The organism is Actinosynnema pretiosum, from assembly GCF_002354875.1.
GTDB classification, from domain to species: domain Bacteria; phylum Actinomycetota; class Actinomycetes; order Mycobacteriales; family Pseudonocardiaceae; genus Actinosynnema; species Actinosynnema auranticum.
This window is the reverse complement of record NZ_CP023445.1, coordinates 870,047-888,430: the sequence shown is the minus strand read 5'-3', so window position 1 is coordinate 888,430 and position 18,384 is coordinate 870,047. Positions and strand designations below refer to the sequence as shown.

General features: G+C 72.7%; 17 protein-coding genes. 6 read left to right on the top strand and 11 right to left on the bottom strand.

The features are described 5' to 3' along the window. Positions 1-156: 156 nt before the first annotated feature. From CNX65_RS04115 to CNX65_RS04100, 4 genes are all read right to left on the bottom strand, one after another. Positions 157-954, bottom strand: coding sequence for a TIGR02569 family protein (locus CNX65_RS04115; RefSeq protein WP_118945366.1), 798 nt, complete (start codon positions 952-954; stop codon positions 157-159). Between the two features lie 520 nt (positions 955-1,474). Then, positions 1,475-2,647 (bottom strand): adenylyltransferase/sulfurtransferase MoeZ, encoded by a 1,173-nt coding sequence (gene moeZ, locus CNX65_RS04110; RefSeq protein ID WP_096491572.1) that lies wholly within the window; start codon positions 2,645-2,647, stop codon positions 1,475-1,477. Between the two features lie 134 nt (positions 2,648-2,781). Next, positions 2,782-3,816, bottom strand: a complete 1,035-nt coding sequence (locus CNX65_RS04105) for a DUF3152 domain-containing protein (RefSeq protein ID WP_096491571.1) — start codon at positions 3,814-3,816, stop codon at positions 2,782-2,784. A 70-nt stretch (positions 3,817-3,886) separates the two neighbouring features. Further along, positions 3,887-4,864, bottom strand: coding sequence for an alpha/beta fold hydrolase (locus CNX65_RS04100; protein WP_177154498.1), 978 nt, complete (start codon positions 4,862-4,864; stop codon positions 3,887-3,889). Between the two features lie 168 nt (positions 4,865-5,032). Between CNX65_RS04100 and CNX65_RS04095 the strand changes: the two genes are divergently transcribed. After that, a complete protein-coding gene (locus tag CNX65_RS04095) occupies positions 5,033-5,677 on the top strand; it encodes a TetR/AcrR family transcriptional regulator (protein ID WP_096497606.1) in 645 nt (214 codons plus the stop codon). A gap of 153 nt (positions 5,678-5,830) precedes the next feature. Here CNX65_RS04095 and CNX65_RS04090 read toward each other — a convergent pair whose 3' ends face one another. Continuing rightward, positions 5,831-6,730 carry an AurF N-oxygenase family protein gene (locus tag CNX65_RS04090; RefSeq protein ID WP_096491569.1) on the bottom strand — a complete coding sequence of 300 codons (900 nt, stop codon included), beginning with the start codon at positions 6,728-6,730 and terminating at the stop codon, positions 5,831-5,833. A 61-nt stretch (positions 6,731-6,791) separates the two neighbouring features. Here CNX65_RS04090 and CNX65_RS04085 point away from each other — a divergent pair, with 61 nt between their 5' ends. After that, complete coding sequence (locus tag CNX65_RS04085; protein WP_096491568.1) at positions 6,792-7,607, top strand: TetR/AcrR family transcriptional regulator; 816 nt, start codon at positions 6,792-6,794, stop codon at positions 7,605-7,607. Next, on the top strand, positions 7,604-7,948 hold the full coding sequence (locus CNX65_RS04080) for a DUF4873 domain-containing protein (RefSeq protein ID WP_096491567.1): 345 nt from the start codon (positions 7,604-7,606) through the stop codon (positions 7,946-7,948). The genes CNX65_RS04085 and CNX65_RS04080 overlap by 4 nt, the downstream gene beginning before the upstream one ends. A gap of 195 nt (positions 7,949-8,143) precedes the next feature. Here the strand turns inward: CNX65_RS04080 and CNX65_RS04075 are convergent, their stop codons facing one another. Next, positions 8,144-8,371 carry a DUF3107 domain-containing protein gene (locus CNX65_RS04075; protein WP_012783449.1) on the bottom strand — a complete coding sequence of 76 codons (228 nt, stop codon included), beginning with the start codon at positions 8,369-8,371 and terminating at the stop codon, positions 8,144-8,146. Between the two features lie 42 nt (positions 8,372-8,413). Continuing rightward, positions 8,414-9,091: a ferritin-like fold-containing protein gene (locus CNX65_RS04070; RefSeq protein ID WP_096491566.1), complete on the bottom strand. Its 678-nt coding sequence runs from the start codon at positions 9,089-9,091 to the stop codon at positions 8,414-8,416. Between the two features lie 327 nt (positions 9,092-9,418). Here CNX65_RS04070 and CNX65_RS04065 point away from each other — a divergent pair, with 327 nt between their 5' ends. The 3 genes from CNX65_RS04065 to CNX65_RS04055 all read left to right on the top strand — a co-directional run bounded on the left by CNX65_RS04065 (position 9,419) and on the right by CNX65_RS04055 (position 13,635). Further along, positions 9,419-11,200: a DEAD/DEAH box helicase gene (locus CNX65_RS04065; protein WP_096491565.1), complete on the top strand. Its 1,782-nt coding sequence runs from the start codon at positions 9,419-9,421 to the stop codon at positions 11,198-11,200. 295 nt (positions 11,201-11,495) lie between these two features. Further along, complete coding sequence (locus CNX65_RS04060; RefSeq protein WP_232519694.1) at positions 11,496-12,734, top strand: Rv3212 family protein; 1,239 nt, start codon at positions 11,496-11,498, stop codon at positions 12,732-12,734. 25 nt (positions 12,735-12,759) lie between these two features. Beyond that, positions 12,760-13,635 carry an alpha/beta fold hydrolase gene (locus CNX65_RS04055; protein WP_232519693.1) on the top strand — a complete coding sequence of 292 codons (876 nt, stop codon included), beginning with the start codon at positions 12,760-12,762 and terminating at the stop codon, positions 13,633-13,635. Between the two features lie 881 nt (positions 13,636-14,516). On the opposite strand, the gene CNX65_RS04050 is transcribed toward CNX65_RS04055, so the two are convergent. The 4 genes from CNX65_RS04050 to CNX65_RS35965 all read right to left on the bottom strand — a co-directional run bounded on the left by CNX65_RS04050 (position 14,517) and on the right by CNX65_RS35965 (position 17,069). Beyond that, positions 14,517-15,356: a RecB family exonuclease gene (locus CNX65_RS04050; RefSeq protein WP_096491562.1), complete on the bottom strand. Its 840-nt coding sequence runs from the start codon at positions 15,354-15,356 to the stop codon at positions 14,517-14,519. 69 nt (positions 15,357-15,425) lie between these two features. After that, positions 15,426-16,283, bottom strand: coding sequence for a PHP domain-containing protein (locus CNX65_RS04045; RefSeq protein WP_096491561.1), 858 nt, complete (start codon positions 16,281-16,283; stop codon positions 15,426-15,428). A gap of 17 nt (positions 16,284-16,300) precedes the next feature. Beyond that, positions 16,301-16,861, bottom strand: a complete 561-nt coding sequence (locus CNX65_RS04040; RefSeq protein ID WP_096491560.1) for a PH domain-containing protein — start codon at positions 16,859-16,861, stop codon at positions 16,301-16,303. Between the two features lie 49 nt (positions 16,862-16,910). Continuing rightward, positions 16,911-17,069: a hypothetical protein gene (locus tag CNX65_RS35965; RefSeq protein WP_012783441.1), complete on the bottom strand. Its 159-nt coding sequence runs from the start codon at positions 17,067-17,069 to the stop codon at positions 16,911-16,913. Positions 17,070-18,384: the final 1,315 nt, after the last annotated feature.

The window sequence follows — 18,384 nt, the reverse complement described above, 5'->3', positions numbered from 1 at the left end:
GTACGGGCAGTGGGTGTCGGTCACCCGGACGACGGTAGGAACCGGCTGTTAACTCGGCACAGTGCTGTGTTTCGGGGAAGCGAACTTGCCTGCGCAGCGGCCCGGCCCGCGCGGTGAGGTCACCCCTGGCGGGGGTTCCCGCACCGGCCGTTCGGCTCAGAGGAGCTCGACCACGGTGCCCGCCGCCCGCTCCAGCCCGACCAGCGAACGGGCGCTGGACTGGGGGTGCAGGGCGTGCACTGCCAGGCGGAACAGGAGCGCGCGCAGCAGGACCTGCGGCCACTCCTCCAGGTGCGACCAGCGCTGGACGAGGCCCCGGTCGGCGCCGCCCCAGGAGAGCGCGTCCACGACCACGACGGCCGCGCCGTAGGGGGCGGGTCGCCAGTAGGCGGCGAAGTCGATGATGGCGGGCGGGGCGTCGCCCGCGAACAGCACGTTCCCGAACAGGTCACCGTGCACGACCTGCGGCTTCGCCGTGATCGGCTTGCGGTAGGAGGTCATCAGCTCGAACAGCCTGCCGCCCAGCTCGGGCCGCAGCGCGGTGCGCTCGTCGTCCCACGCGCACCGGTCGGCGACGGCGAACAGGTCGGTCCTGGCGTCGAGGAAGCGGGGCTTGGTCATGCCCGCCGTGGCTTCGTGGAGCCGCACGGCCACCTCGACCACGTCGTCGTGCCGCGGCTCGGCCCGGCCGGACAGGTACTTGGTCGCGGCCCAGCCTCCGACGACGTAGCGACCGTCGGTGGACCGCAGCGGTCTGGCCACCCGCAGGCCCTCGACGTCGAGCGCGTCCAGGGTCTTGGCGACCCAGGTGGCCTCGGCGGGCTTGCCCGCGGGCCGGATGGCCGCCTCGCCGCACCGCCACGCGGGGCCGCCGTCGATCAACTCCGGTTCGACGTCCCGCGCGCCGAACGCGGCGCGCACGTGCGACGGGGGAGGCTCCGGGGTCGGCGTCACGGGACCGCACGCTACCTGCAACAGCGCTCCGTGTGGTGGATCCCGGCCAGGCTCGTGTTGGTGTGGCACGTCTCGTCACAAGCCGCACCAGTGCGGTTCCAGCCGGTCAAACCGCCTACGCACGGCGACGATCGCCGCGCACAGGGGTGAACGCCCATCCCGAGCGGTCGAACGCAGGAGGTCTCGGACAACCCGCACGGGGGCGGTCTGCGCAGGTGGGCGGCGGTCCGGCGGGGCGCATACCACCCGCGGGACGGCGGCACCAGGGCTGCGACCGAAGCGGTGCCGGGCACGCGCCCGAACCCCTGACTTGCACTGCTTGCTGTTGACAGTTAACAGTTGGCAGCCAAACCCGAGCAGCACGGCCCCTGACACGACCCCGCCCCCGGACACGACTCCGCCCCGGACCTGGTCCAGGTCCGGGGCGGGAGGTCGACGTCACCGGTCGCGGCCCTCGGCGGGCCGCCACCGCGCGATCGGCGGGCCCAGCACGTCGGCCGGGCTCAGTGCGCCAGCGGGCTCAGTACGTCGGCAGGCTCTGGTCGATCTGCCGCGCCCAGGCCAGCACGCCGCCGCCCACGTGCACGGCGTCCGCGAACCCGGCCCGGTGCAGCGCCGCCAGCGCCTCGGCCGAGCGCGCGCCCGACTTGCAGTGCAGCACGATCGGCTTGTCCTGCGGCAGCTCGGCCAGCGCCTCGCCGGACAGGATGCGGTCCTTGGGGATCAGCACCGAGCCGGGGATGCGGACGATCTCGTACTCGTGCGGCTCCCGCACGTCGATCAGCACGAAGTCGTCCCCGGCGTCCTGCTTCTGCTTGAGCTCCAGCGGCGTGATGGTGCGCCCCGCCGCGGCCTGCTGCGCCTCGTCCGAGACGACCCCGCAGAACGCCTCGTAGTCGATCAGCTCGGTGATCTTCGGGCTCTCCGGGTCCTTGCGGATGCGGATCGTCCGGTACGACATCTCCAGGGCGTCGTACACCATCAGCCTGCCCAGCAGCGGGTCGCCGATGCCGGTCAGCAGCTTGATCGCCTCGGTCACCATGATCGAGCCGATGGACGCGCACAGCACGCCCAGCACCCCGCCCTCGGCGCACGACGGCACCATGCCGGGCGGCGGCGGCTCGGGGTAGAGGTCGCGGTAGTTCAGGCCCTGGCCGTTCGGGGCGTCCTCCCAGAAGACGCTCACCTGGCCCTCGAACCGGAAGATCGAGCCCCACACGTACGGCTTGCCCAGCAGCACGGCGGCGTCGTTGACCAGGTACCTGGTGGCGAAGTTGTCCGTGCCGTCCAGGATCAGGTCGTAGTCCCGGAAGACCTCCAGCGCGTTCTCCGAGGTGAGCTGCGCCTGGTGCAGCACGACCTTGACGAACGGGTTGATCTCCGCGACGGACTCGCGCGCGGACTCGGCCTTGGGCTTGCCGATGTCGGACTGGCCGTGGATGACCTGGCGCTGGAGGTTCGACTCGTCCACGACGTCGAAGTCCACGACGCCGAGCGTGCCGACCCCGGCCGCGGCCAGGTACAGCAGCGCGGGGCTGCCGAGACCGCCCGCGCCGACCACGAGGACCTTCGCGTTCTTCAGCCGCTTCTGACCGTCGACGCCCACGTCGGGGATGATCAGGTGGCGGCTGTACCGCGCCACTTCTTCCTTGGTCAGCTCCGCTGCGGGCTCCACGAGCGGCGGAAGCGCCATGCTGCTCCTCCTCGACGGACACGTCAAAACGCCGTACACGTCCTGACACCACTGGACAACACCAAGCCTCCCCCACCGTCTTCCCGAGTGGAAAACCGTCCCACCAGGTGGGCGGGGAGCTGGGGCGCGGGCGGCTACTGCGGCGCGACCGGGAACGCGTTCGGCGTGCAGGTCTTGCCGTCGGCGGGCACGGCGCCCCGGTTGCTGGCGTCCACCTCGTTCAGCTTGGCCACGTAGTCGTTGGCCACCCCGAACGTCTGCTGCATCATCACCGGCGCGGGCCGACCGTCGTCCTTGCACGCCTCGTGCCCCTTGCCGAGCGCGTGTCCGACCTCGTGGTTGATGGCGTACTGGCGGTAGTTGGCGATGTCGTTGCTGAACGCCTTCGCCCCGCGCACCCACCGGGAGACGTTGATGACGACCTTCTCCCGGTCCGGGTTGTAGCAGGAGGACTCGTACTGGATCTGGTTGCCGCACAGCCCGTGCGTGGTCTGCACGCTGGTGAGGCTGATCCGGAAGTCCTCGGAGCCGTCGTCGACCCGCTGCATGGACACGTTGCCGGTGCCCACCCAGCTGCGCTGGTCGGCGAGGTAGGCGTCGACGGTCCTGGCGAACGTGGTGACGTCGCCGCCGTGGTCGATCGGGTTGATCCCGACCTCGATCTCGATCGCGTACTTGCGCAGCGGCCCGTCGCCCACCTTCTCCGTGCGCCCCTGGACGACCTCCCAGGTGCCCGCGCCCTGCTCCGTGTAGGAGGGGCCCTCGGGCAGCACGGCGGTCGGGATGTCGACCAGCGCGGTGTTGGCGGGCGGCGTCTCGTCGACCTTCGGGTGGTCCTCGGCCTGCTCGGAGCGGTCCTGGCCGAGCCCGCCGCCCTGCTGGGCGACGCCGCCGCCCTGGTCGTCCTGCGCGGCCGTGTCGAGCACGACCAGCGCGGTGAGCACGACCAGGACCGGCACGGCGTAGATCCGCCAGCCGTAGTTGCCGATGAGGTTCTTGATGCTCCGCTTGCGCTCGCGCGGCTTCGCGCCGTCCGGTTCCCACGACGCCGCGAGCGGCTCGCCCGCCGTGCGGCGCGCGCCCCTGCGGTAGCGGTCCTCGGTGAGCGCCGACCGGGCGGGAGCTGGGGAGGGAGCCGGTCCGCGCCGCTGCCCTGACGTCCGGTTCACGGGGCACAGGGTGCCACAAGCGGGCGCTCGCGGTCGCTCCCACCACGACCGTGGAGGGCGGGTCCGGCGCTCACCAGCGGTCCCCCGCCTCCCACATCCCGGCGACCGCGCGCGCGACCAGCACGGGGCGCTCCATCTGCGCCACGTGCCCGGTGCGCGGCAGCACGAGCATCCGCCCGCGCGGCAGCGACCTGGTGAGCCTGGGGGCCTTGCGCACGCTCACCAGGCGGTCGTCGGCGCCCCACACGACCAGCGTCGGCGCGGTGACCTCGGGCGGCAGCAGCCACAGCGAGCTGGGCCCGCGCAGCAGCCACGAGCGCACCAGCTCGGTGGTGCTGCGCCCGAGCGCGGCGGACGCCCAGGCCTGGGTGGCCCGCTCGGCGACCTCGCGCCCGCTCTCGGCGATCCGGTTGTCCGGCACGATCGACGGGTCGCTGAAGCACAGCCGCACCGTCTGCCGGGCCCGCTCCTCGTGGCTGACCTGCGCCAACCGCTTGCGCGCGGTGCGCCCGACGAGCGGCAGGTAGGCCAGCGCGATGAGCGGGTCGGCCATCCGGCTGGTCGACAGGCGCAGGTCCGGCATGGCGGGCGAGACGAGCACCAGCGACTTCACCAGTTCGGGGCGGGTGGCGGCGATCACGAGCGAGATCGTGCCGCCCATGGAGTTGCCGAACAGGTGAACGGGCCTGCCGAGGGACTCCAGGTAGCGGGTGACCGCCCGCGCGTGCGCCGCGATGCTGTAGGTGTACCCGTCGACCGGCTCGGAGCGCCCGAAGCCGGGCAGGTCCACCGAGCGGCCCTCGACATGGCCCGCGAGCTGCCCGGACAGGTCGGTCCAGTTGGTCGAGGACCCGCCGAGGCCGTGCACGTAGACGGCGGTGTCGGCGCCCTCGGGGCCGGGGGTGGTCCGCACGTGCAGCCGGTGCCCGTCGACCTGGACCTGCTCGCCCGGCCACGGCGGGATGGCGGTGTCGAGCGGCGGCAGCGCCGCGGTGGACAGGGGGACGCGGGTGAGGGCGGTTCGGGTCGCCTCCTGCGGCTGGGTCACCCCTCCAGGATGCCTGCGCCGGGGAAGCGTGAAACGGGCCGCGCGGGGGAAGGTCACGGGCGAGGCTCCTACCAGCGAGTAAGGTTGACGGGTGGCCGAACGGTTCCAGCCCGCCCGCGGGCACGACGAGGATCGGCGCACGGCTCGGTGCGCCAGGAGGACACGCTGATGACGGAGACGGCCCAGACGGTCGGGCAGAACGGTGGCTCCGCCGGGCGCGGCATGCGCTTGCCGCGGACCGCGCGACGCGCCCAGTTGCTGGCCGCGGCGCAGGACGTGTTCGTGTCGAACGGGTACCACGCGGCGGCGATGGACGAGATCGCCGAGCGCGCCGGGGTGAGCAAGCCGGTCCTGTACCAGCACTTCCCCGGCAAGCTGGAGCTGTACATGGCGCTGCTGGAGTCGCACGTGGACGGGCTCGTCGCGCGGGTGCGCGGGGCGATCGAGTCGACCACGGACAACAAGCAGCGGGTGCGCGCGGCGGTGGCCGCGTTCTACGACTTCGTGGACGACCAGGGCCAGGCGTTCCGGATGGTGTTCGAGTCGGACCTGCGGGGCGAGCCCGCGGTGGCGTCGGCGGTCGAGCGGGCGACGGCGGACAGCGTGGACGCGATCACCGAGACGATCACCTCGGACGCGGGCCTCGACGAGCACCGGGCGCGCCTGCTGGCCACCGGCCTGGTCGGGCTGAGCCAGGTCACGGCGCGGTCGTGGCTGGCCGGGGACCGGGCGATCCCCAAGGAGGACGCGGTGACGCTGATCTCCAACCTGGCGTGGAAGGGCATCGGCGGCGGGTTCCCCTTGCAGCACTGAGCCCGCCGCACCGCGGCGAGAACCGGGTCGCTCCTGCCGCACGGGGCGGCAGGCACCAGACCTCAGCCGGACCACCGCCGCGTCGCGAGCGCGACGCGGATCGGACCGGGCCGGGCCGGGTCGGTGTGGGAGCCACCGCCCTCGTGCACCACCTCACCCCACCAAGAACGAGCGCCGCCAGGCGTGCCCGCCCGGAGCCCCGACGAGGCCGACCTCGTCCAGGAACGCCACCACCCGCTCCCCCGCCCACCGGATCGTCTCGCGCCACTGCGGGTTGCCCGCCGCCGCGCGCGCGGCCTCGACCGGGTCGAGCCCGACCGCCCGGTACACCTCGGGGTGGATCAGCGAGCGGGTGATGTGCATGGCCACCACCGCCAGCAGCCAGCGCTGGTAGGGCAGCTCGGCCCGGCTCAGCCCGCGCACCCCGCGCACCACCTCCTCGCGGGCGAAGCGCACGTGGCGGGCCTCCTCCAGCACGTGGATGCGGCTGACCATGCGCACCAGCGGCTGCACGCCCTCGTCGGCGGTCATCTCCCGCTGCAACCGGTCGAGGACCTCCTCGGCGACCAGGATCGCCGCGTAGACGGCGGGCCCGCGGCCGATCACCGGCAGCAGCCTGCCGAGCCGGTGCACCCGCCTGCCCGGCCCGTACGCGGGGCAGCCGATCCGCTCGACCATGCGCGCGAACATCGTGGAGTGCCGGGTCTCGTCGCCGATCTCGGTGAGGGCGTACTGGACGTGCCTGCTGGTCGGGTCGCCGGAGTAGACGTCCTTGAGCAGCAGCTGCATCAGCAGCACCTCGAACCACAGGCCCACGCTGGCGACGCTGGCCACCTCGTGCCGCCCCAGCTCGACGCGCTGCTCGCGGCTGAGCCCGGCCCACAGCTCGGTGCCGTAGAGCGAGGTCCGGTGCTCGGGCAGGTAGAGCAGGCCGTCGACGAGCGGAGCGGACCAGTCGACGTCCACCTCGGGGTCGTAGGACCTGGCCGCCGAGGAGTTGAGCAGGCGTTCCGCGGTCTTCTCCCGGTCGGTGGCCTTGAGCTGCCTCGCCACTGCGCCCTCCCCAAAATATGTGTTACCTGAAGTAACGGTTACCTCTGGTAGCGTGCGCCGCATGGTGCGGACTGTCAAGGGCGGGACGGACGCGCGGCGGGAGCGCTGGAAGGGCCACCGCGAGGCGCGCAGGGCCGAGTTCGTGGAGGCCACGATCCGGGCGGTGGCCAGGCACGGGGCCGACGTGGGCATGGACGAGATCGCGGGCGAGGCCGGGGTGAGCAAGCCCGTCCTGTACCGGCACTTCGCCGACAAGGCCGACCTGTACCTGGCCGTGGGCAGGCGGGCGACCGAGCTGCTGATGGACCGCCTCGGGCCCGCGATCGAGGGCGACGGGTCGCTGCGGGCCCGGATCACCCGGATCGTCGACGCGTACCTGTCGGTGATCGAGGAGCACCCGCACCTGTACCGGTTCGTGGTGCGGGCGGCGTTCGCCGAGCGACCGGTCGAGCAGGACGTGGTCGGCGAGGACAAGGCGATGATCGCCACCGCGCTGACCAGGCTGTTCGGCGACTTCCTCCGGGCGAACGGGATGGACTCGGGCGGCGCGGAGCCGTGGGCGCACGCGCTGGTCGGCATGGTGCAGAACGCAGGCGACTGGTGGCTGGACCGCCAGTCGATGTCGCGGGCCAGCCTGGGCGACTACCTGAGCACGATCATCTGGCACGCCCTGGACGGGCTGCTGCGGTCGGCCGGGGTCGTGCTGGACCCGGACGAGCCGATCGAGGCGCGGGTGAGCGGGGCGAGCGGGCAGGCGGGGCGGGCGGGAGCGGGGCAGGCGCCGGTGGGGTCGGGGCGGGCGGGAGCGGCGCAGGGGGGAGCGGCGCAGGCGGGACAGGCGCAGGCGGGACTGCGGCTGGTCGGTGAGCAGCCGTGACGGGCGCGGGCGCGGGGCCCGAGCCGGCGCCCGACGGGCAGCCCGAAGGGCAGTTCGAGGACCACGAGGGCTACTCCGGTCCGGCGGTGCTGCTCCTCGGCGGGCACGAGGTCCCGGTCGAGGTGGACCTGCGCGGGTTCTTCCAGCCGATCGACGGCCGCTACCACTGGTACGGCCGGATCGCGGCGGACCCGCGGGTGACCGGCCTGGTGGAGGCGGGCGCCCGCACCGCCGACCTGCGCACCCCGGCGGGTTCGGCGACCGGCTCGCTCGGCGACCCCGACCCGTGGGGCCGCTACCGCGTCGCGGGCACCGGCGCGCCCCCGTTCCCCACGGCCTGAGGCGGCCCGTGCGCTCGGCCCGCAGGATTCCCGAACCGCCGACCCGCGAGCGCCGAAGCCCCGCCCGCGCCTTCCCCACCCCGGTCCGGAGCCCCCCGCCCTCACCCGGACGCGCCGAGGGGGTGGCACCGGTCCGGTGCCACCCCCTCGGGTGAAGCTCGTGCGGCTCAGCCGGTCGTGGACCGGCGGCCTGGCTCAGCTCGCCGCGAAGCCGACCTTCCGGCCGTCCGCCGGGCCGATCTCCACGTACGCGACGCGCGTGGCGGGCACGACGAACCGGGTGCCCTTCTGGTCGACCAGCGTCAGCAGACCACTGCCCGCCTTCAGCGCGTCGCCGACCTGGGACTCCACCTCTTCGGGGGTGAGTGCGCTCGACACCACGAGTTCCCTGGGGCTGTCCACGACGCCGACCCTGACCTCCACGCTGACCTCCGTGCGCGAGTTGTTGGCTAACCGCTCGCAACCCTAGCCGAGTCCGAGCGCCGCCATGCGCTTCGTGTGGCTGTGCTGGAGCCTGCGGAACAGGGCCGCGATGCCCGCGAGGTCACCCGATCCGCGCACGATCAGCTCGGCGAGCCCGTCCCGCTCGGCCACCACGTACTGGGCCTGCGTCAACGCCTCGCCGAGGAGCCTGCGCCCCCACAGGGTGAGCCGGTCGCGCAGCGCCGGGTCGCTCTCGCAGGCCGCCCGGACTTCGCGCTCGGCGAACGCCGAGTGGCCCGTGTCGGCCAGCACGGCGAGCACCAGCGGCTTCGCCGAGTCGTCCAGCCACTCGGCGACCTCGCGGTAGAAGTCGGCCGCGAGCCCGTCGCCGACGTACACCTTGACCAGCGACTCCAGCCAGGTCCGGGGCGCGGTGGACGCGTGGAACCCGTCGAAACCCTTCACGAACGGGCCCATTGCCTCCTCGACCGAGTGATTCCGCTCGGCGAGGTACCGCTCCAGGAGCGCGAAGTGCCCCATCTCGGCCGCCGCCATCTGGGCCAGCGCGGCGCGTCCGGTCAGCGTCGGCGCGGCCTTCGCGTCCTCGGCGAGCCGCTCGAACGCCGACAGCTCCCCGTACGCCAGCGCGCCGAGCAGGTCGACGACCCCCTCCGCGAACTGGTCAGACCCGACCGCCCCAGCGGCCACAGCGTCGCTCATGCGAGCGAGCCTAGTCGGCCCGATGAGGCGCGACGCACGCGCGGACCGCTCGGCTTTCCAGCACGAACGGACTGGTCACCGGGTACAGTTTCCCCTTGACGCCCGGCGCACGACGCCGCCGCGCCCCGAGATGGGGGTCCCGAAGCGGGGTTCCCGAGCGGGGTCCCCCGGACTCCGGGGCGTGGTGCGCTGCAGACGGGTGGATCACGGCGGCACCGTGCCGCCTGGTGAGGGTGCGCGCACAAACCTCGCAGGCCCTCCCGCGCCACGCCCGGTCCCCGAGCGGACCGCTGAGCGGCAGGCGCGGTCGAGCGGCCCGTACAGGCCGTGCGCGCTGGTACGAGAGAGGCGATCATCCTGACCGCGACGAACGAGGACACGCACGTGGACCCGGTTGAGCTGGAGCACAGCGAGGCGGGCCTGCCCGAGACCGACGACTCACGCCCGCTGGAGGCGAACGCGCCGGTGCAGCCCGAGGCGCCGACGTTCACCGAGCTGGGCGTGCGCGAGGAGATAGTCCGCGCGCTGGGCGAGGCGGGCATCGAGCGCGCCTTCGCCATCCAGGAGCTGACGCTGCCGCTGGCGCTGGCGGGCGAGGACGTGATCGGCCAGGCCCGCACGGGCACCGGCAAGACGCTGGGCTTCGGCATCCCGCTGCTCCAGCGGGTGACCACGCCCGGCGACGGGACCCCGCAGGCCCTGGTGGTCGTGCCCACCCGCGAGCTGTGCCTCCAGGTGACGCACGACCTGACCGACGCGTCCAAGCACATGGACGTCCGGGTGCTGGCGATCTACGGCGGCAGGCCGTACGAGCCGCAGATCGCGGCGCTGCGCAAGGGCGTGGACGTGGTGGTCGGCACGCCCGGCCGCCTGCTGGACCTGGCCGAGCAGCGCCACCTGGTGCTGGGCAAGGTCCGCAGCCTGGTGCTGGACGAGGCCGACGAGATGCTCGACCTGGGCTTCCTGCCCGACATCGAGCGGGTGCTGCGGATGGTTCCCGACGAGCGGCAGACCATGCTGTTCTCGGCGACCATGCCGGGGCCGATCATCACGCTGGCCAGGACGTTCCTGAACCAGCCGACGCACGTGCGCGCCGAGGAGAACGACGCGGGCGCGGTGCACGAGCGCACCGAGCAGTTCATCTACCGGGCGCACGCGCTGGACAAGGTGGAGCTGCTGGCCCGCGTGCTCCAGGCGCGCGACCGGGGCCTGTCGATGATCTTCACGCGGACCAAGCGGACCGCGCAGAAGGTCGCCGACGACATGGCCGAGCGCGGGTTCGCGGTGGCCGCCGTGCACGGCGACCTGGGCCAGGGCGCGCGCGAGCAGGCGCTGCGGGCGTTCCGCTCCGGCAAGATCGACGTGCTGGTCGCGACGGACGTGGCCGCGCGCGGCATCGACGTCGAGGGCGTCACGCACGTGGTCAACTACCAGTGCCCCGAGGACGAGAAGACCTACGTGCACCGCATCGGCCGCACCGGCCGCGCGGGCCGCACGGGCGTCGCGGTGACCCTGGTGGACTGGGACGAGATCCCGCGCTGGCAGATGATCAGCGACGCGCTGAACCTGGGCAAGCGCGAGCCGGTGGAGACCTACTCGACCTCGGACCACCTGTTCGCCGAGCTGGGCATCCCTGCCGGGTCGACCGGCAGGCTGCCGCTGGGGCTGCGCACCCGCGCGGGCCTGGACGCGGAGCCCGAGGAGAACCTGAAGGGCGACAAGAAGCCCGCGAAGGGCCGTCGCCGCTCCGGTCGCACCGGGCGCGCCGGTTCCGGCGAGGGCGAGGCCGCGTCGAGCGCCCCGCAGCAGGGCGGGCAGGCCGGGCAGGCCGGTGAGTCCGGCGAGGAGAAGTCGACCAGGCCGAGGCGCAGGCGCCGCAGCCGGGGCGGCGTGGCCTCGGGCGAGGCGGCGGGCGACGGCGCGGGCGGCGAGTCCGTGTCGGCGTCGACGTCCGCGCAGGTCGGCGGCGGTGAGTCCGGGTCGGGTTCCGGGCAGGCGCAGGAGTCGAAGGCGGAGGCGCCCGGTGACGCCAAGCCGCGCAGGCGCAGGCGTCGTCGTCCTTCCGGGGAGGCCGGTGCTACCACCGAGACGGCTCCCTCGGCAGACTGAGGCACGACAGCGATCAAGCCGAGCACTCGGGAGCCGGGCAGTGGTCCAGCCGGAACAGGCGGAGTCGGACGGGCGCGTCGTGCCGGGGGCGCCGGAGGAGGACGTGCTCCGGGCGCCGGGCGGGGTGGAGCACCCCGGTCCTGGGGAGCGGCCCGGTCCTGGGGAACGGTCCGATTCCGGGGAACGATCCGATTCCGGGAACCGGTTCGGTCCTGGGGAGCGGTCCCGTCTCGGGGAGCGCGCTGATCTCGGGGAGGGCGCAGGCCCCGAGGGGCGCGATGGTCTTGCGGGCTGGGTGGCGGACGAGCCGGTGCCGCCGCCGTCCGCCCGGCCGTGGCGCACCCGCCGCGACTACGCGGCGGTGGCGCTGGTCGTGGTGGGGGCGCTGCTCGGCGGGCTGCTGGTGTGGTTGACCAGCGACGTGCGCGCGACGACGTCGCAGACCGGGCCGAGCGAGCTGCCCGCGCTGCCGGAGGCGACGGCGCTGCCGCCGTCGCTGTCCGAGGTGTGGCGGGCGGTCAGCCCGGCCACGCCGGGGCCGGTGGTGGCGAACGGGGTCGTGGTGACCGGCGAGGGCGGCGAGGTCGTCGGCCGGGACCCGCTGACCGGCGACGTGCGGTGGCGGTACGGCAGGGACCTGCCGCTGTGCACGGTGGGCACGGCGTGGAACCGGCCGTTCGCCGTGCACACGAAGGGGACGAACTGCTCGGAGGTCACGTCGCTGGACGCGGCCTCCGGCGCTCGCGGGCCGCAGCGGGACGGTGACGCCGAGCTGGGGACCAGGCTGTTGAACGAGGGTTCGCACGTGGTGGTCACCGGGGAGCGGTACTTCGAGGTGTACCGGCGGGACGACCTGGTGCGGTCGATGGAGTACGGGCGGCTGAGGGCGATCGTGAACCCGAACAAGCAGCCCAGGACCAACTGCACGTACGGGTCGTTCGCGGTGACGGGCGGCAAGGTCGCGGTGCTGGAGCGGTGCCCGGACCTGGAGTCGGGTGACCGGGTGACGGTGTTGAAGCCGAACCCGGAGAAGTCGGACGAGCCCGGCGTGATCACGACGGTGAGCGTGGGGGCGACGAACGCGCGGGTGATCGCGGTGACGGCGAACCGGGTGGCGGTGGCGGTGCCGGGGAAGCTGGTGCTGTTCGACTCGCAGACCGGCGGGTTGATCTCGGAGATCCCCGTTGAGGTGAGCGCGGCCGAGCTGGCCGGGGACCCGCCGGGGCGGGTGGCTGCGACCTACCACAGCACGGCGAACGTGTACTGGCACACGGGGTCGCGGACGATCGCGTTGTCGTTGGAGGACTTGACGCCGCGGTGGACCAGGGAGGGGACGGTGGGGGCCGGGACCACGTTGGCCGGGAAGGCGCTGCTCCCGGTGGCGGACGGGCTGGTCGTGCTGGACCAGGTGACCGGTGAGGAGATCGGGGCCATTCCGGTCAACCGGGGTGGGTACGGCGGTGACGTGGTGATGGCGACCAACGGGCCCGTGGTGCTGGAGCAGCGCGGGGGCGAGCTGGTCGCGCTGCGGTAGGGCTGTCTTGAGGCAGACTCTAGGGGTGGAGAAAGCGCAGCTCACCCCGCATCGGGCACTTCGCGTGGACCTGCCGTCGCGGCACGGGCACCTGGCCGCGCTGAGGGCGCCTGCGGTGGGGGTTGATCTGGGGGCGACGGCGTTGCTGCTGCCAGGGTTCACGGGCAGCAAGGAGGACTTCGCGCCGTTGCTGGACCCGATCGCCGACGCCGGGTTCGAGGTGGTGGCGGTGGATTTGCCTGGGCAGTACGAGTCGCCGGGGTCCGAGGTGGAGCGGGAGCACCGGCCGCAGGCGCTGGGGGCGGTGGTCGCGGAGCTGGTGGGGAAGCTCGTCGCCGAGGGGCGGCGGGTGCTGTTGCTGGGGCACTCGTTCGGCGGGCTGGTGGCTCGGGGGGCGGTGCTCGCGGGGGCTCCGGTGAGCGGGGTGACGTTGTTGTCGTCCGGGCCGTCGGAGTTGCCGCAGGGGGCTCGGCGGACGGCGTTGGACGCTGGTGAGCGGATCGTGCGCGAGCGGGGGCTTGAGGCGGCTTACGCGGTGGTGGAGGCGCGGAGGTTGGCTGACCCGGCGCGCGGGGGTGCGACGGCGGAGTTGGTGGAGTTCTGGCGGACGCGGTTCTTGCGGTCCGGGACTGCCGCGATGCTCGGGATGGGCGAGGGGCTGCGGGTCGAACCGGATCTGGTGGCGAAGTTGGCCAGGGTGATGCGGGTGGGCGGGGTGCCTGGGTTGGTGGTGTGCGGGGCGTTGGACGACGCCTGGTCTCCCACGGCTCAGAGGGACATGGCTGAGCGGTTGGATGCGGATTTCGCGGTGTTGGGCGGAGTTGGGCATTCGCCCAATACCGAGGCGCCGGAGGAGTTGTTGGGGACGTTGTTGCCCACCTGGCGGTCTTGGTTGGGGTAGGGGTTGGGGTTGAAGAGCAAGAGCTGAAGGGCCACAAGCACGCCTCGCCGGCGGGGCAGACCTCCAAAAAAGAGGGGACACGGGCTCTGCCGGCCGGTGGCGCTTTTGTTGGTGGTCCGGTTTACCACTGCGGTGGGCGGGGTCCCTCTTCTCCGTTTGGCCTCCTTTCAGGCAAGCACAGGCGTCAAGACGCCGTATGACTCGAGTGGTCTGCCGGGCGGTGCGGCGGCGTCTTGACACCTGCGCTCGGGCTTCGCCAGGCCAAACGGAGAAGAGGGACGCGGGATGGGGTGGCTGCGGGCTCGCTTCGCTCGCCCTGCAGCCCGCGAGGCGGTTAGCCCGCGAAGTGGTTAGCCCGCGAAGTGGTTAGCCCGCGAGGCGGTCAGCCCGCGAGGCGGTTAACCCGCGAAGTGGTCAACCTGCGGCGTGGAGTAGTGGGCGCGGGAGTGGGGCGTCCTGGTTTCTGTGGTGTTGTCAGGCCCACCAGAGGAACCAGAGGGATACGGCGGTCACCAGGACCACGGTTGTCGCCAGGGCGGCTGAGGTCCAGGACTTGGTGCGGTCTGCTGCCAGTTGGGCGGTTATCGCCAGGGCGGCTGCGATTGCGTGGCCGGTTACCACTGCGGTTCCTGGGCCTGGGACCGAGTGGCCTGAGGCCCAGAGTTGTACGAATAGCTCTACCGCCAGGAGCAGGACCAGGCCTGCTGCCAGGGAGCCGCTGAAGCCTCGCCACAGTCGCAGCGGCGCCGGGTCTGGGCGCTGCGGGGTGTGGGGGCGTGCGGATTGCGCGGGGAACTCGACCGTCGCCGCGTCACTCATCGCCATGGTTTCCCCATCGTCGGTTGCACGCTCGTCGTTCCACCAGCGGGGCGGTGGGGTGGTCAGGGGGCGAGCAGCGCCCACGGGTCGATCGTCGGCGCGGCCTCCTGGCCCTCGGGGCAGTGGCGCCTGAAGTCGCACCAGGAGCACTGCCTGCCCGTTCTGGGCGGGTAGACCTCGTCGTGGTCCGCGCCCGCGGCCAGGGTGCTCTCGGCCAGCACGATGTCGTCCGCGGCCTCCTCGGCGCGCGCCACGTGCCTGCCGATGCTCTCCTCGGTGTGCTCCCACACGGCTACCGAGCCGGTCGGCAGGTGGTGGAGCTCGACCCTGGCGCACGGCTTGCGCAGGGTGCGGCGGGCGGCGACGGCGTAGAGGGCGAGGGCCTGGGAGCCTCGGGCGTCGTCGGCGGAGAGGGCGTGCTTGCCGGTCTTGTAGTCGACGATCACCAGCTCGTCGCCGCGCAGGTCGATCCGGTCCACCCGGCCCTCGGCGACGATCGTGCCGGTGGGGGCGGACACCCAGCGCTCGACGCCGATCGGGTCGATCGTGGTGTCCAGGTCCTCGACGTAGTCGCGCACCCAGCCCGCGGCGCGGTCCCGGTAGCGCCAGGACTGCTCGGCGTCCCGGAAGCCGTCGGACTTCCAGGCGCGGGTGAGCAGCGCCACCGCCCGGTCGGGTGAGCGCTGGGCCGGGGGCAGGTCGAACAGGGCTTTGAGCGCGTTGTGCACGGCCGCGCCCATGGCGCTGTGCGCCCACGGGCCGCCGCGGGCCGGGCTCGGGCGGTCGACGTAGGCCATGCGGAACCGGCGCGGGCAGTCGGCCCACGTGGCGAGCTTGGCGGGGGTGACCCGGACCAGCTTGCGCGGAGGCGCGCCGAAGTCCAGACCTAGCTGCTCCTGCACGGGGGCAACGCTACCGAGGACCACCGACAGCGCGCACCACCCCTGGGCGGGCTGTGCGCTGCCCGCCCGCTAGCCGGTGAGGACCTTGCAGCCGGTCGCGCGGTCGGCCAGTTCGTCCAGGACCTCCGGGGCCGTCGTCTCCGCGCCGATCCGGGTGGTCTTGTTGGTGCCGTGGTAGTCGCTGGAACCGGTGGTGAGCAGGCCCAGTTCGCGGGCCAGGCCGCGAACGCGGGTGCGGGTCGCGGGGTCGTGGTCGGGGTGGTCGACCTCCACGCCCGCCAGGCCCTGGTCGGCCAGGGAGGCCAGGACCTCCTCGCTGATGACCGGGCCGCGCGAGACCGCGAAGGGGTGGGCCAGGACGGTCACGCCGCCCGCGTCCTCGATCATCTGGATCGCGCGGGCGACGGGGGTGTCGGTGCGGGGGACGTAGTAGCGGCCCGAGGTGAGGTAGCGGGCGAACGCCTCGTCCACGCTGGTGACCACGCCGCCCCTGATCAGGGCCATGGCGAGGTGGGGTCGGCCCGCGGGGGCGTCGGCGGGCATGGACGCCATCATCTCGTCGGGGTCGACGGGGAAGCCGTCCTCGCGCATGAGCTCGGCCATCAGCCGCAGGCGCTGCCTGCGCTCGAGGCGCAGCCGCTGCTGCTCCTCGACGAGGGCCTGCGAGGTGGGGTCGTAGAGGTAGGCGAGCAGGTGGACGGTGATCACCCTGCCCCGGCCGTCGTCGGAGGCGCAGGAGAGCTCGGCGCCGCGCACCAGGCGCATCCCGGCGGGCAGTGCCGCCGCGGCCTCCGCCCAGCCCGCCGCGGTGTCGTGATCGGTGATCGCGATCGCGTGCAGGCCTGCGTCAGCCGCGGCGGCCACCAGTCCAGCGGGTGTGTCGGTGCCGTCCGACTCGGTCGAGTGGGTGTGCAGGTCGATGCGCACCCGCCCAGTCTGAACTACTAGGGGACCATCTTCTTACCTCGGGCCGCCCGCTGAGCCTTGATCATGGAGAAGCGCTCGGCCTGCGCCTTCTTGTCGCCGAAGGTCAGCTCGGAGATGGCGTCGTACACCTCTTCCGGGTTGGGCAGGAACTCCAGGCGGTTGAGCGCCTGGATCTGACCCGCCGACTCCACGATGAGCGTGCCGAAGCCGAACATGCGTCCGACGAAGGTGCGCTCGTAGGTGAGGTCGGTGACCTTGGAGATCGGCATCATGGCGACCTTGGTGTCGAACACGCCCGAGGTCAGCATGAACCGCTTGTCCGTGACGACGATGCGCTCCACCCACCACTCGATCACGAGGTAGGCCAGCCTGAGCACCACGATGAGCGACGCGTACCAGAGGATGTTCTGGACGAAGCCGAGGCTCTGGGGCAGCAGTGAAGAAATGATCATGCAGCCCGCGAGCAGGGCGAAGGCCTCCAGGAGGTCTCCCAGGAGCACTGACCAGTGCCTGCGGACCCTGATGACCCTTCGCTCCGTCGACAGCAGGTACTCGTCGGGGTCTCGTGGTGCGAACATGCTGTGACCCTCCGCGCCGGTGGGGGTGGAGCCGGTGAGCCGGGTTGGATCAGAAGAGCTGCTTCACGAAGGTGATGAGCGCCTCAGCCGCTTCCCGGAGCGTGTTCAGGATGTTCGTCACCGTCTGGGCCGCCTGGGTCGGCTCCGCGATGAGGAAGAACAAGAGCAAGCCGACTCCGGCGAAGGTGAGGATCTTCTTCAGGTTCACGATGATCAACCCCGTTCGCTACCGCACCCGTTTGGCGCCAGTGAGACCCGTTGTACCGCACCAGGCAGCACGTTGGGAGCTTTGTACCGCACATGGGTCAGCGCGGTGCACCGCCGAACCGGTGCCATGACGGAGAGTAGCCGTAACGCTGGGCGCACGCGACGCGATGCGCCGCTCCAGAGCAGCCGGGACGGCGACCGACCGCAGGCTGCCACCTGCTGCGCAGCGCCGATCCCCCAGGTGAGGGACGGGTTGCGACGGCGCGTCATCCGTTCGGACCTGCCGGGGGCGATCGTCCGCGCTTGATCGTCCGAATGTCCGCAAAATAGATACGCAGAGTGACGATCTTTGGGCAGCACGGGGCTCGGGCGCCTCGCCGCCGCGGAGGCGCGCGAGAGCCGAGGACAAGGCCCCTGCCTGCGCCTATCCGGAGATCGAATGCCCTGGCGACGCTTCGGGCACACCTGTTCACCGGTAGTTGCGATCTTCGCCACACCGGTGATCCACGTCAGGCGCACGGGACGCGGGGGAGGCCGGGCCGGAGCCCTGGGGACGATCTTTGTACCACCCGGACGCGTGAGGTTCCCGTGAGGCGCGAACCGGTCGGGTGGAGTGGGTGGCTGAGGGGTTGACCTGCGGGTGACGTTGTGGATGCGGTGGGTGACCAGGGCTTCACCTGCGCGGTCTCAGTGAGCGCTGAATAGGGCGAGCGCACCGAGATGGGGTGAGATGAGCGGGCGGAGGGCGATGATGTGATCTTGATCATCCGTCGGGCCCGCCCCGGAGGCGGCCAACCCAGGAAGTGGCCCGCCCAGGAAGTGGCCCGCCCAGGAAGCGGCCCACTCCGGAAGCGCCCACTCCGGAAGCGCCCGCTCCTAGGGCCGGTTCCGTCGTCGGGCCGGTGCCGTCGGGCCGGTGCCGTCGGGTCGGCTCCTGGGGCCAGTTCCGTCGGGCCGGCTTCTGAGGCGCCCCCCTTGAGGCGCGTCCCTGAGCGGGCGCCCCGGTCCGTAGGCCGGGCGCCCTCGGGTGGAGTGCCCCTGCCCGCCAGCCGAGCGCCACAGGCGGAGGTGCGCCCCGGCCCGCGCGTCGGGCGGCCTCGGGCGGGGAGCGGCTCGTCTCTCGGGACGGCCCCGACAGACCGGGTGCCCATCTGGGTGCGCCAGCGGGCCAAGTGCCCTCGAGGCGAGCCTCAGCGGGCCAAGCGCCCCTTGGGCGAGCCCTGGCAGGCCTGATGCCTCCTGAGCGAACCCCAGGGGGCCCGGCGCCCCCCTGGGCGAGCCCCGGCAGGCCCGGCGCCCCCTGCGAACCCCGGCAG

Bases quoted from the DNA above. Each gene is read 5' to 3' on its own strand.
- moeZ (WP_096491572.1), bottom strand. From the start codon at position 2,647: ATGGCGCTTCCGCCGCTCGTGGAGCCCGCAGCGGAGCTGACCAAGGAA.
- CNX65_RS04095 (WP_096497606.1), top strand. From the start codon at position 5,033: ATGACGGAGACGGCCCAGACGGTCGGGCAGAACGGTGGCTCCGCCGGG.
- CNX65_RS04040 (WP_096491560.1), bottom strand. From the start codon at position 16,861: ATGTTCGCACCACGAGACCCCGACGAGTACCTGCTGTCGACGGAGCGA.
- CNX65_RS04070 (WP_096491566.1), bottom strand. From the start codon at position 9,091: ATGAGCGACGCTGTGGCCGCTGGGGCGGTCGGGTCTGACCAGTTCGCG.
- CNX65_RS04085 (WP_096491568.1), top strand. From the start codon at position 6,792: ATGGTGCGGACTGTCAAGGGCGGGACGGACGCGCGGCGGGAGCGCTGG.